10 protein-coding genes are annotated in these 12,455 nt (G+C 73.2%); all 10 read right to left on the bottom strand.

The genetic code is table 11. The features are described 5' to 3' along the window. Positions 1 to 9 precede the first annotated feature (9 nt). Positions 10 to 891 carry a peptide chain release factor N(5)-glutamine methyltransferase gene (gene prmC / locus NPS70_RS06190; protein WP_256522986.1) on the bottom strand — a complete coding sequence of 294 codons (882 nt, stop codon included), beginning with the start codon at positions 889 to 891 and terminating at the stop codon, positions 10 to 12. 55 nt (positions 892 to 946) lie between these two features. After that, positions 947 to 2,017, bottom strand: a complete 1,071-nt coding sequence (gene prfA / locus NPS70_RS06195; protein ID WP_256522987.1) for a peptide chain release factor 1 — start codon at positions 2,015 to 2,017, stop codon at positions 947 to 949. A 106-nt stretch (positions 2,018 to 2,123) separates the two neighbouring features. Next, a complete protein-coding gene (rpmE, locus tag NPS70_RS06200) occupies positions 2,124 to 2,348 on the bottom strand; it encodes a 50S ribosomal protein L31 (protein ID WP_256522988.1) in 225 nt (74 codons plus the stop codon). A 150-nt stretch (positions 2,349 to 2,498) separates the two neighbouring features. Next, entirely contained in the window at positions 2,499 to 3,629 is a 1,131-nt protein-coding gene (locus NPS70_RS06205; RefSeq protein ID WP_256522989.1) for an LCP family protein, read from the bottom strand. A gap of 270 nt (positions 3,630 to 3,899) precedes the next feature. Continuing rightward, positions 3,900 to 5,882, bottom strand: coding sequence for a transcription termination factor Rho (rho, locus tag NPS70_RS06210; RefSeq protein ID WP_256522990.1), 1,983 nt, complete (start codon positions 5,880 to 5,882; stop codon positions 3,900 to 3,902). 392 nt (positions 5,883 to 6,274) lie between these two features. Further along, complete coding sequence (gene thrB / locus NPS70_RS06215; RefSeq protein ID WP_256522991.1) at positions 6,275 to 7,195, bottom strand: homoserine kinase; 921 nt, start codon at positions 7,193 to 7,195, stop codon at positions 6,275 to 6,277. 354 nt (positions 7,196 to 7,549) lie between these two features. Beyond that, on the bottom strand, positions 7,550 to 8,641 hold the full coding sequence (thrC, locus tag NPS70_RS06220) for a threonine synthase (RefSeq protein ID WP_256522992.1): 1,092 nt from the start codon (positions 8,639 to 8,641) through the stop codon (positions 7,550 to 7,552). 7 nt (positions 8,642 to 8,648) lie between these two features. Next, positions 8,649 to 9,941 (bottom strand): homoserine dehydrogenase, encoded by a 1,293-nt coding sequence (locus tag NPS70_RS06225; protein WP_256522993.1) that lies wholly within the window; start codon positions 9,939 to 9,941, stop codon positions 8,649 to 8,651. A 95-nt stretch (positions 9,942 to 10,036) separates the two neighbouring features. Next, entirely contained in the window at positions 10,037 to 11,428 is a 1,392-nt protein-coding gene (gene lysA / locus NPS70_RS06230) for a diaminopimelate decarboxylase (RefSeq protein WP_256522994.1), read from the bottom strand. 14 nt (positions 11,429 to 11,442) lie between these two features. Beyond that, on the bottom strand, positions 11,443 to 12,378 hold the full coding sequence (gene nrtL, locus NPS70_RS06235; protein WP_256522995.1) for an ArgS-related anticodon-binding protein NrtL: 936 nt from the start codon (positions 12,376 to 12,378) through the stop codon (positions 11,443 to 11,445). Between the last annotated feature and the right edge of the window lie 77 nt (positions 12,379 to 12,455).

A 12,455-nucleotide genomic window follows, 5' to 3' on the forward strand; every position in this document is an offset into this window, starting at 1 on the left:
CGTGCCTGGTCATGGCATCGCCTTGCGCGCGGTCGCGAACCGCGGCCGCCTGTTCAGATCGGGGTGGTCGGCCGCGTCGGCCCAGCCGGACTCCTCGTTGAAGATCCACGGGACCTGGCCGCCCTGCGTGTCGGCGTGCTCGACGACGACGAGCCCGCCCGGACGCAGCAGGCGGTGTGCGGTGCGCTCGATACCGCGGATGGTGTCCAGGCCGTCCTCGCCGGAGAACAGCGCCATCTGGGGATCGTGGTCGCGGGCCTCGGGCGCCACGTACTCCCACTCGGTGAGCGGGATGTAGGGCGGGTTGGAGATCACCAGGTCGACCTGGCCGTCGAACTCCGGGAGCGCGGTGAGCGCGTCGCCCTGGTGGACGGTGACCCGGGAGCCCTCCGCGTTGCGCCGGGCCCAGCGCAGGGCGTCGTCGGACAGCTCCACGGCGTGCACCCGCGAGCGCGGCACCTCCTGGGCCATGGCGAGCGCGATGGCGCCGGAGCCGGTGCACAGGTCGACGATGAGCGGTTCGACGACGTCCATGGCGCGCACGGCCTCTATGGCCCAGCCCACCACGGACTCGGTCTCCGGTCTGGGGACGAACACGCCGGGCCCCACCTGGAGCTCCAGGTACCGGAAGAAGGCGCGCCCGGTGATGTGCTGGAGGGGCTCGCGGGCCTCGCGCCGCGCGACGGCCTCCCAGTAGCGGGCGTCGAAGTCGGCGTCCTTGACCAGGTGCAGCTCCCCCCGCTTCACCTGGTGGACGAAGGCGGCGAGTTCCTCCGCGTCGAAGCGGGGCGAGGGCACACCGGCGTCGGCCAGGCGCTGGGTGGCCTGGGCCACCTCGGCGAGCAGCAGACTGCGGGGACCTGGGGGGCGCCCCCCAGAAGGTGACTGCACGCTGGTCCTCCGGTGCGGGTGCGGGTGGGTGTCGGGCGGTGGGGCGGCGGGCGGACTACTGCGCGGCGGCGAGCTTGGCGGCCGAGTCGGCGTCCACGCACGCCTGGATCACCGCGTCGAGGTCGCCGTCGAGGACCTGGTCCAGGTTGTAGGCCTTGAAGCCCACCCGGTGGTCGGAGATCCGGTTCTCGGGGAAGTTGTACGTCCGGATCTTCTCCGAGCGGTCCACGGTGCGCACCTGGCTGCGCCGCGCGTCGGCGGCCTTGCTCTCGGCCTCCTCCTGCGCCGCGGCGAGCAGCCGGGAGCGGAGGATGCGCAGGGCCTGCTCCTTGTTCTGGAGCTGGCTCTTCTCGTTCTGGCAGGAGGCGACGATACCGGTGGGCAGGTGGGTGATGCGCACGGCGGAGTCGGTGGTGTTGACGGACTGGCCGCCCGGTCCGGAGGAGCGGTAGACGTCGATCCGCAGGTCGTTGGCGTGGATCTCGACGTCGACCTCCTCGGCCTCGGGGGTGACCAGCACACCGGCGGCGGAGGTGTGGATGCGGCCCTGGGACTCGGTGGCCGGCACCCGCTGCACGCGGTGCACGCCGCCCTCGTACTTCATCCGCGCCCAGACGCCCTGGCCCGGCTCGGTCTCGCCGCGGGCCTTCACGGCGACCTGGACGTCCTTGTAGCCGCCCAGCTCGGACTCGGTGGCGTCGATGATCTCGGTCTTCCAGCCGACGCGCTCGGCGTAGCGCAGGTACATCCGCAGCAGGTCGCCGGCGAACAGGGCCGACTCGTCCCCGCCGGCCCCGGCCTTGACCTCCAGGATGACGTCCTTGTCGTCGCTGGGGTCCCGGGGCACGAGCAGCAGCCTCAGCTTCTCGGTGAGCTCCTCGCGCCGGGCCTCCAGCTCCTTCACCTCGGCGGCGAAGTCGGGGTCGTCGGCGGCGAGTTCGCGCGCGGTGTCGATGTCCTCACCGGTCTGCTTCCAGGAGCGGTAGGTGCCGACGATCGGCGTGAGCTCGGCGTAGCGCTTGCTCAGCCGACGGGCGTTCGCCTGGTCGGAGTGGACCGAGGGATCGGCGAGCTTGGTCTCCAGATCGGCGTGCTCGCCGATCAGTTCCTCGACCGCTTCGAACATGGTCGGGCTCCTGGTCTCTACACGTGGGGTGGCTGCTCGGAACGGACAAAACGCCGGTCCCGGCCGCCCGTGGACCGGGGCGGCCGAGGACCGGCGCAGTGGCTCGCTACTTCTTGGCGGAGCCGGCAGCCTTGCCGAAGCGGGCCTCGAAGCGGGCCACACGGCCACCGGTGTCGAGGATCTTCTGCTTGCCCGTGTAGAACGGGTGGCACTCGGAGCAGACCTCGGCACGGATGCTGCCGCCGCCGATGGTGCTGCGGGTGGTGAACGACGCGCCGCAGGTGCAGCTGACCTGGGTCTCGACGTACTCGGGGTGGATGTCGCGCTTCAAGGTGTCTCCTCGTTTCCGGAGGGCGCCGGGTCGCACGGGCGGGATGCGGGTGCGTGAACCGGAGCCGACGTACCAGTCTGCCAGGACCGGCCGTATCTCCCAAAACCGGGGTGGCCGCCCCGGTATTCCCCCCTCCTGCCCGCAGGGGGCTCAGCCTCCGGCGGCCACCACCGCCGCGGCCTGGCCGCGGTCGGCCGCGGAGTCCCGGAGGGCGGATCCGGGGATCGGGCGGTCCTGCTTCAGCGCCCGCCAGACCTCGGTGGCCCCGGGTTCCACGGGGACGACGCGGTTGGGGTCGACCGGGTCGTAGCGGACCGGCAGGGTCACCAGGGACACGTCGTCGGCGCCCAGGTCGCCGAGCCCGCGTGCGAAGCCCACCAGCTCGTTCACCGAGTCGAGGCCGGAGTCCGGTGTGACCGCGCGGGCAGCGGTGCCCGCCAGGTCCAGCAGCCGCTTGGGGTTGCCGAGCACGCCGACGTCCCGCACCTGGTCGACGAAGGCCCGGACGAAGGCCTGCTGGAGCTCGATGCGGCCGAGGTCGCTGCCGTCGCCGACGCCCTTGCGGGTGCGCACCAGGGCGAGGGACTGCTCGCCGTCCAGGGTGTGGGTCCCCGGCTCCAGGTCGAGGCGGCTGTCGGCGTCGCGGAGGGGCTCGGTGGTGGTGATCTCCACCCCGCCGAGCGCGTCGACCAGCTCCGTGAAGCCGGTGAAGTCGACCTCCAGGTAGTGGTCCATGCGGATGCCGGACATCGCCTCGACGGTCTTGACCGCACAGGCCGGGCCGCCCGTCTCGTAGGCGGTGTTGAACATGGCCCGCGCGGCGCCGGGGGCCTCGGTGCCGTCGGCGCGGGTGCAGTCGGGGCGCTCGACCAGGGTGTCGCGGGGGATGGACACCACCGAGGCGGCGGTGCGGCCGGTGTGGACGTGGACGACCATGGCGGTGTCGGAGCGGGCGGCGCCCCCGTCCCGGCCGTAGGCGCCGTTGTCGCCGGCGCGGGAGTCCGAGCCGAGCACCAGGATGTCCATCGAGCCGTCGTCGAGGTTCTTGGGACGCTCGGTGCCGAGGGCCTGGTCGATGTCGACGCCGTCGATGCTGCCCTGGAGCGTGAAGTACGCGTAGGCCAGGCCGGAACCCGCGACCAGCAGGGCGGCGGCCGTGGTCCAGGCCGCTGCCAGGCCGATGCGGCGGGCCGTCCCGTGGTGTCTCCGGCGCTCGCCGGTGTCGCCTATGGCGCCCTCCGGGCCGCCGTCGCCGCGGCCCTGACTGCTCTGCTCGGACATGCTCTCCTCGGCTCTCCTGGGCCCGCCGCGCGGTGCGGCCGGGGCCGTCGGGCTGTGCCGGACTCGGCGGGTGCCGGGTGGGAGCGCGCCGCCCGTGCGCCCGGCGATGTGCCGGGTACCCCGCGGGGCGTGCGGCATCCCCCTCAGCGTGGCACGGGTGTCTGAGAGCGCCCTGAGAACGCGCTGTGCCCACCGCGCGGGGCGCGGTGGGCACAGGGGGGCCGGATCCGCCGGGGGCCCGTGGGAGGGCCCCGGCGGGGCGGGGGACCCTCAGTCGTTGCCGTTGCCGGCGGACGGAGTGGTCTTCTGGATCTGGAGCAGGAACTCGCCGTTGGACTTGGTCTGCTTCAGCTTGTCGAGCAGCAGCTCGATCGCCTGCTGCTGGTCGAGCGCGTGCAGCACGCGGCGCAGCTTCCAGGTGATCGCGAGCTCGTCGCTGCCGAGCAGGATCTCCTCCTTGCGGGTGCCGGACGCGTCGACGTCCACCGCGGGGAAGATGCGCTTGTCGGCGAGCTTCCGGTCGAGCTTGAGCTCCATGTTGCCGGTGCCCTTGAACTCCTCGAAGATCACCTCGTCCATGCGCGAGCCGGTGTCGACCAGCGCGGTGGCCAGGATGGTCAGCGAGCCGCCGTCCTCGATGTTGCGCGCGGCGCCGAAGAAGCGCTTCGGCGGGTAGAGCGCGGTCGAGTCGACACCACCGGAGAGGATGCGCCCGGAGGCCGGGGCCGCGAGGTTGTAGGCACGGCCGAGGCGGGTGATCGAGTCCAGCAGGACGACCACGTCGTGGCCCAGCTCGACGAGGCGCTTGGCGCGCTCGATGGCCAGCTCGGCGACGGTGGTGTGGTCCTCGGCGGGGCGGTCGAAGGTCGAGGAGATGACCTCGCCCTTGACCGACCGCTGCATGTCGGTGACCTCTTCCGGACGCTCGTCGACGAGGACGACCATCAGGTGGCACTCGGGGTTGTTGTGGGTGATCGCGTTGGCGATCGCCTGCATGATCATGGTCTTGCCGGTCTTCGGCGGGGCCACGATCAGACCGCGCTGCCCCTTGCCGATCGGCGACACCAGGTCGATGATCCGCGTGGTCACCACGCCCGGGTCGGTCTCCAGGCGGAGCCGGTCCTGCGGGTAGAGCGGGGTCAGCTTGTTGAACTCGGGGCGTCCGCGACCGGACTCGGGGGCCATGCCGTTGACGGAGTCCAGGCGCACCAGGGCGTTGAACTTCTCGCGGCGCTCGCCCTCCTTGGGCTGGCGCACCGCGCCGGTGACGTGGTCGCCCTTGCGCAGGCCGTTCTTGCGGACCTGCGCGAGGGAGACGTACACGTCGTTCGGGCCGGGCAGGTAGCCGGAGGTCCGGATGAACGCGTAGTTGTCGAGGATGTCGAGGATGCCCGCGACGGGGATCAGCACGTCGTCCTCGGACACCTGCGGCTCGCCGCCGGCGAAGTCGTCGCGGCCGCGGCGGCCCCGGCGGTCGCGGTAGCGCCCGCGGCGGCCCCGGCGGCCGGTGCCGTCGTCGTCGAAGTCGTCCTGCGCCCCGCCGCCCTGCTGGCCGCCCTGGCGCTGCTGGCGCTGGCCGCCGCCCTGCTGGTCGTCGCCCTTGCCCCGGCCGCGCTGGCGGTCGCGGCGCCCGCCGCGGTCCTGGCGGCCCTGGCGGGCCTCGCCGTCCTGGCCGCCGCCGGCCTCGGGCCTGGTGTCGGTCTGCGTCTCGGTGCGCACCTCGGTGCGGACGTCGCCGCCGGCCTCGGGGCTGCCCGCCTGCGCGGTGGCGCGGCGACGGCGGCGCTCACCGGCCGGCTGGTCGTCGCTGGCCGGCTGGCCCGGGATCTCGATCTGCTGCTGGGCGACGGCCTTCTCCGCGGCCTCGCCCTTCTCGGCCTTGGCGGCCTTGGCGGGCTTGTCGGCGCCGGAGGCGGCCTCGTCCTCGGCGGTGCGGGCCTTGGAGGTGGCGCGGCGCTTCGGCTTGGCGGGGGCCTCGCCGGCGCCCGCCTCGGCGGGCTTCGACGGGGAGGCCCCGGAGGCGGCCTGCGCCTCCTTGATGACCTCGATCAGCTGGCTCTTGCGCATCCGCGCGGTGCCCCTGATGCCGAGGCCGGACGCCACCTGCTGCAGCTCGGCCAGGACCATGCCCTCAAGGCCGGTGCCGGAACGGCGGCGCCGTGTGGTGGTGCCGGAGGCAGCACCTTCGGCGGGCGCGGCGGTGTCGACACTGTTGTCGGCAGTGACGCCCATCAGATCGGTGGTGTCGCTCACGAAGGGTCCTTCCCTGGAGCGGACGTCGGCCTTCTGGCTCGGCGACCGGTTGTGCTGTCCGGCTGCGGTCTGGGGTGCCGACCGCGTCGGAGCGGTGATCCCGCCGGTGCGGACCAACGGCGGAAGATATACATGCAAAGACGTGCAGGGTCCGGCTCGAGGTCCCCCTGCCCGACCCGCTTCCCGGGGGAGCGAGGGGTGTCGTGCCGGTTCCGGAGCGTGCTCGAAACTGCTCAGGCAGGCTGCTCAGGCAGTGTGGGAGGCTCCCGGAAGAAGGGTGGTCCCGTGACGGGACTCGCAGCACCGCGCCGCTTCGACGACGGTTGCAGACTTGAGGTTAACACTACCGGCTCCAACAAACATTCCCCCTCTCTCGCACCGGCAATCGTGTGTCACTGCGTGGCCAGCGGCAGAACGCTCGCCCCCGCGGCGTCGAAGGGGAGCCGGTTGGCCGCCCACTCCTCGCCCGCCAGCCGGGCGACCTTGTCCGCCGCCCCGCTGTCGGGCAGCGCCAGGACCGTCGGCCCCGCACCCGAGATCACCGCGGGGATGCCGTCGGCGCGCAGGCGGTGGACCAGGGCCATGCTCTCGGGCATGGCCGGGGCGCGGTATTCCTGGTGCAGCCGGTCCTCGGTCGCGGCCAGCAGCAGCTCGGGGCGCCTGGTCATCGCCTCGACGAGCAGGGCGGCACGGCCCGCGTTGGCGGCGGCGTCCACATGCGGCACGGTCTTGGGCAGCAGCCCGCGGGCCGTCTCGGTGAGCACGGGCCTCGCCGGGACGAAAACCACCGGAACGACGGAATCCGAGGGGTCCATCCTGATGGCCCGGGTGCCCGCGGCCTCGCTCCAGGCGAGGGTGAAGCCCCCGAGCAGGCAGGCGGCCACGTTGTCGGGGTGGCCCTCGATCTCGGTGGCGAGTTCCAGCAGCGCGGTGTCGTCCAGGCGGGCGTCGCCCCCTATGGTGACGGCCCGGGCGGCGACGATGCCGGCGCAGATGGCCGCCGACGAGGAGCCGAGGCCGCGTCCGTGCGGGATGCGGTTGGCGCAGACGACCTCCAGGCCGCGGGGCTGCCCCCCGAGCAGGTCGAACGCGGTGCGCAGGGAGCGCACCAGCAGATGGTTCTCGTCGCGCGGCAGGGTGTCGGCACCCTCGCCCGCGATGTCGATGTGCAGGCCGGAATCCGCGACCCGGACGACCACGTCGTCGTACAGGCCGAGCGACAGTCCGAGGGCGTCGAAGCCCGGACCGAGATTGGCGCTGGTGGCGGGGACGCGCACCCGGACGGCGGCGGCGCGGAACGCGGGACCGGCCATCGCTCGACGACACTCCTTGGTTCTGAACTGCGAGATGTACGAGATTTTCGAGGGGACGAACACCCGGGCCTGGACGGCGACATCACCACGGCACCTGCGGTGGGACGGGGTCGGGTACAGCCTATCGAAGGAAGGTTCACCTGCGACACAGGGCGCACGGGAGGCGCACGATGCGTGTCGTCCGCCCTGTGTGCCCCGACCGGGAACGCCGCGGTGGTTGCGCTTCCCCGACCGCAACGCTCCAGGGGGCAACGGGGGCTTTGCAAGCGGCTTTTGAGCCGTTCTCCGCCGCCCCGGCGCCGGAGATCCGCGGTGCGCCGCCCCGGGCGGGGCACGGCGCACCGCGGCCCGCCGTCAGGCGAGACCCAGGCGCTCCGCGGCGGCGGCGGCGTCCACCGGGACGGTGACGGGCTGCGGCGCACCCGCGACCGCCCAGTCCGGGTCCTTGAGGCCGTTGCCGGTGACCGTGCAGACGATCTGCTGGCCGGGGTCGACCTTGCCCTGCTCGGCGGCCTTCAGCAGGCCCGCCACGGACGCCGCCGATGCGGGCTCGACGAACACGCCCTCCTGGGACGCCAGAAGGCGGTAGGCACGCAGGATCTCACGGTCCGTCACCTCGTCGATGAAGCCGCCCGACTCCTCGCGCGCGGCGAGCGCCTGCGCCCAGGAAGCCGGGTTGCCGATCCGGATGGCCGTGGCGATCGTCGAGGGGTCCTTGACGACCTCGCCGCGGACCAGCGGCGCGGAGCCGGACGCCTGGAAGCCCCACATCCGCGGCGTCCGGGTGGAGACGGCGGGAAGCGCGCCGTCCGCCGCGGGCCGCGCGTACTCCCGGTAGCCCTTCCAGTACGCCGTGATGTTGCCGGCGTTGCCGACGGGCAGCACGTGGATGTCGGGGGCGTCGCCCAGGGCGTCGACGATCTCGAAGGAGGCAGTCTTCTGCCCCTCGATGCGGTACGGGTTCACCGAGTTGACCAGGGCGACCGGGTAGTTCTCGGAGAGGCCGCGGGCGAGGTCCAGGCAGTCGTCGAAGTTGCCGTCGACCTGGAGGATGCGGGAGCCGTAGACGAGCGCCTGGCCCATCTTGCCCATCGCGATCTTGCCGCGGGGCACCAGCACCGCGCAGACCATCCCGGCGCGCACCGCGTACGCGGCGGCGGAGGCGGAGGTGTTCCCGGTGGAGGCGCAGATGACGGCCTTGGCGCCCCCCTCCTTGGCCCGGGTGATGGCCATGGTCATGCCGCGGTCCTTGAAGGACCCGGTGGGGTTGGCCCCCTCGACCTTCAGGTGCACCTCGCAGCCCGTGCGCTCGGAGAGGACCTGGGCCGGGACGAGCGGCGTACCACCCTCACGGAGCGTGACGACCGGCGTCGTGTCCGTGACCGGAAGGCGGTCCCGGTACTCCTCGATGATGCCGCGCCACTGGTGGGTTCCGTTGGTGGTCATGGGTCCCTTACTCCCCTTCAACACGCATGATGCTGGCGACACCGCGCACGGTGTCGAGCTTGCGCAGCGCCTCGACCGTCCCCGAGAGGGCGGCGTCGGGCGCGCGGTGGGTGACGACGACGAGGGAGGCCTCGCCGTCCTTGCCCTGCTGCCGGACCGTGTCGATCGACACGCCGTGCTCGGCGAAGACCGTGGCGACCTGGGCGAGCACGCCCGGCTTGTCGGCCACGTCGAGGCTGATGTGGTACCGCGTGACCACCTCGCCCATCGGCGACACCGGCAGCTGGGTGTAGGCGGACTCGCCGGGCCCCGTTGCCTCGGCGAGCTTGTTGCGGCACACGGCGACCAGGTCGCCGAGCACCGCCGACGCGGTCGGCGCACCGCCCGCGCCGGGCCCGTAGAACATCAGCCGGCCCGCGGCCTCCGCCTCGACGAAGACCGCGTTGTACGCCTCGCGGACGGAGGCCAGCGGATGGCTGAGCGGGATCATCGCGGGGTGCACACGGGCGGTGACCGACCGGCCGTCCGCGGCGCGCTCGCAGATCGCGAGCAGCTTCACCGTGCAGCCCATGCGCTGGGCGGAGGCCATGTCCGCGGCGGTGACCTCGGTCAGGCCCTCGCGGTGGACGTCGTCCAGCCGTACGCGGGTGTGGAAGGCGATCCCGGCGAGGATCGCGGCCTTGGCGGCGGCGTCGAAGCCCTCGACGTCGGCGGTCGGGTCGGCCTCCGCGTAGCCGAGGGCGGTGGCCTCGTCGAGCGCCTCGGTGTAGCCGGCCCCGGTGCGCTCCATCTTGTCGAGGATGAAGTTGGTCGTGCCGTTGACGATGCCGAGCACCCGGTTGACCTTGTCGCCCGCGAGGGACTCGCGCAGGGGGCGGATCAGCGGGATGGCCCCGGCGACGGCCGCCTCGAAGTACAGGTCCCGCCCGTGGCGCTCGGCGGCCGCGTAGAGGGTGGCGCCGTCCTCCGCGAGGAGGGCCTTGTTGGCCGAGACGACCGAGGCGCCGTGCTCGAAGGCGGTGGTGATCAGGGTGCGGGCGGGCTCGATGCCGCCGATGACCTCGACGACGACGTCGACGTCCCCGCGTTTGACCAGGGCCGTCGCGTCGGTGGTGACCAGCTCCGCGGGGATGCCCTCGCGGACCTTCTGGGGGCGGCGGACGGCGACCCCGGCGAGCTCCACCGGGGCGCCGATCCGCGCGGCGAGGTCGTCGGCGTGCGTCGTCATGATGCGCGCCACCTCTGAGCCGACCACACCACAGCCCAGCAGCGCCACCTTCAGCGGACGCGTACGCATCATCCGACCTCGTTTCCTTTACTTCTACGGTTGGACCAGTCTCACCCACCGGACCGGAGTTTCTATCCCCCGTCCGACATACGAGACAACTATCTCAGCTATCCGACATCGAGACGCAGAAGATCCTCCTCCGTCTCGCGCCGCACGATGACCCGCGCCGCACCGTCGGCCACCGCGACCACGGGCGGGCGCAGCGCGTGGTTGTAGTTGCTGGCCATCGACCGGCAGTAGGCGCCGGTCGCGGGCACCGCGACCAGGTCGCCCGGGGCCAGGTCGGCCGGCAGGAACGCGTCCCGCACGACGATGTCGCCGCTCTCGCAGTGCTTGCCGACCACCCGGCTCAGCATCGGCTCGGCGTCGCTGGTGCGCGAGACCAGCGCCACGCTGTACTCCGCGTCGTAGAGCGCGGTGCGGATGTTGTCCGACATGCCGCCGTCCACGCTGACGTAGGTGCGCAGGCCCTCCAGCGGCTTGACCGTGCCCACCTCGTAGAGCGTGAAGGCCGTCGGGCCCACGATGGCCCGGCCCGGCTCCACGGAGATCCGCGGGGTACGCAGCCCGGCCGCCTCGCACTCGCGGGACACGATCTCGCTCAGCGCCTTGGCGATCTCGTGCGGCTCGCGCGGGTCATCCCCGGAGGTGTACGCGATACCGAGGCCACCGCCGAGGTCGATCTCGGGCAGCTCGACGCCGTGCTCGTCGCGCACCTGGGCCAGCAGCTGCACCACGCGGCGGGCCGAGACCTCGAAGCCCGCCATGTCGAAGATCTGCGAGCCGATGTGCGAGTGGATGCCGACCAGTTCGAGGCCGTCGAGCCGCAGCGCCCGGCGCACCGCCTCGGCCGCCTGGCCCCCGGCCAGGGCGAGACCGAACTTCTGGTCCTCGTGCGCGGTGGCGATGAACTCGTGGGTGTGCGCCTCGACCCCCACCGTCACCCGGATCTGCACCCGCTGGCGCAGGCCCAGGCTCTGCGCGACGTGCGCCACCCGCACGATCTCCTGGAAGGAGTCCAGCACGATCCGGCCGACACCGGCCCCGACCGCACGGCGGATCTCCTCCTCCGACTTGTTGTTGCCGTGGAAGGCGATGCGCTCGGCGGGCATGCCCGCGTCCAGCGCCGTGGCGAGCTCACCGCCGGAGCACACATCCAGGTTGAGGCCCTCCTCCGTCAGCCAGCGCACCACCGCGCGGCTGAGGAAGGCCTTGCCCGCGTAGAACACGTCCGCGCCGCCGCCGAAGGCGTCGTGCCAGGCCCGGCAGCGGGCGCGGAAGTCCGCCTCGTCCAGGAAGTACGCCGGGGTGCCGAACTCCTCGGCCAGTGCGGTGACCTCGATCCCCCCGACGGTGGCCACCCCGTCGGCGTTGCGCGCCACGGTGCGCGACCAGACCTTCGCGTCCAGCGCGTTCAGATCGGCCGGGGGGGCGGTGTAGTGGCCCTCGGGCAGCACGTCGGCATGGCGGGGCCCGGCGGGGTGTGCGGATCGGCTCATCTGTCTCTCACATCTCACAGGTGTAGGGGTGCGCTGATGCCGAACAGGGACAGGCCGCCGGCCAGCACCGCACCGGCGGCCTCGGCGAGGGCCAGCCGGGAGCGGTGGGCGGCCGAGGGTTTCTCGTCGCCCACGGGGAGCACGGTGTGCTGGAAGGAGAGCAGGGCGTCGGCGACCGTCTCCAGATGCCGGGCGAGCCGGTCGGGCGCGCGCAGCCGCGCGGCGTCCGCGACGGCGGCCGGGTGGTCCGCCACCGCCGAGGTGAGGGCGGGGGCGTCGACGGGGGCGACGGGCTCGGCCGCGAAGCCGAGCGCCCGCGCACCGCGGGTGAGGGCATGGGCGCGGGCGTGCGCGTACCGCACGCGGAAGAGGGGGTTGCGCTCGTGCTGCACCAGCAGCCCCTGGGTGCGCGGCCGGTCGTGAGCGGCGGCGGCCAGCAGCGCCCAGCGGGCCGCGTCGGCGCCGAGACGGGCGGCCAGCTCCTGGTCCGGGGCGGGCACGACGCCGAGGCGCTCGCCGGGAGCGGGGCGGGCGCCCATCCGCGCCAGGGTCTCGCCCCACACCCGCTCGCGCAGCTCGCCGTCGTGCGCACGGGGCTCGGCGGCCGACGGCAGGCCGTAGGCGGGGCCCTGGGCGAGCACACTGCGGACCAGCGTCTGCTGGGATCCGTCCGCGAGGGTGAGGTTGAGGAAGCCGGGGCCGGTGACCTCGACCCGTGCGATGCCGGGGGCCTGCTCCAAGTGGCGGCCGAGGATCCCGGCGACCTCGGCGGCGCTGCGGCCCGCCTCGCGGGCGAGGCGCAGGGCGACGTTGCTGGCCCAGTGGCCCCGGCCACCGGGGCGGGGGCGCTCGACCTGCACGGTCTCCGGCACGGCCACGCGCAGCGCACCGTCCTCGACCGCGCGGCACACGGCGTGCCGGACGGTACGGGAGAGCTCGGCGGGGGTCACGGGGACAAGCGTATGGGAGACAGGGGGGCCCTTCGCGAACCGGTTTCGCCATGCGGGCAGGCGGGCGGGGGCCGGGC

Origin of the sequence: Streptomyces sp. C10-9-1, assembly GCF_024497955.1 — a bacterium.
GTDB classification, from domain to species: domain Bacteria; phylum Actinomycetota; class Actinomycetes; order Streptomycetales; family Streptomycetaceae; genus Streptomyces; species Streptomyces sanyensis.

Bases quoted from the DNA above. Each gene is read 5' to 3' on its own strand.
- prfA (WP_256522987.1), bottom strand. From the start codon at position 2,017: ATGTTCGAAGCGGTCGAGGAACTGATCGGCGAGCACGCCGATCTGGAG.
- NPS70_RS06205 (WP_256522989.1), bottom strand. From the start codon at position 3,629: ATGTCCGAGCAGAGCAGTCAGGGCCGCGGCGACGGCGGCCCGGAGGGC.
- thrB (WP_256522991.1), bottom strand. From the start codon at position 7,195: ATGGCCGGTCCCGCGTTCCGCGCCGCCGCCGTCCGGGTGCGCGTCCCC.
- thrC (WP_256522992.1), bottom strand. From the start codon at position 8,641: ATGACCACCAACGGAACCCACCAGTGGCGCGGCATCATCGAGGAGTAC.
- NPS70_RS06225 (WP_256522993.1), bottom strand. From the start codon at position 9,941: ATGATGCGTACGCGTCCGCTGAAGGTGGCGCTGCTGGGCTGTGGTGTG.
- lysA (WP_256522994.1), bottom strand. From the start codon at position 11,428: ATGAGCCGATCCGCACACCCCGCCGGGCCCCGCCATGCCGACGTGCTG.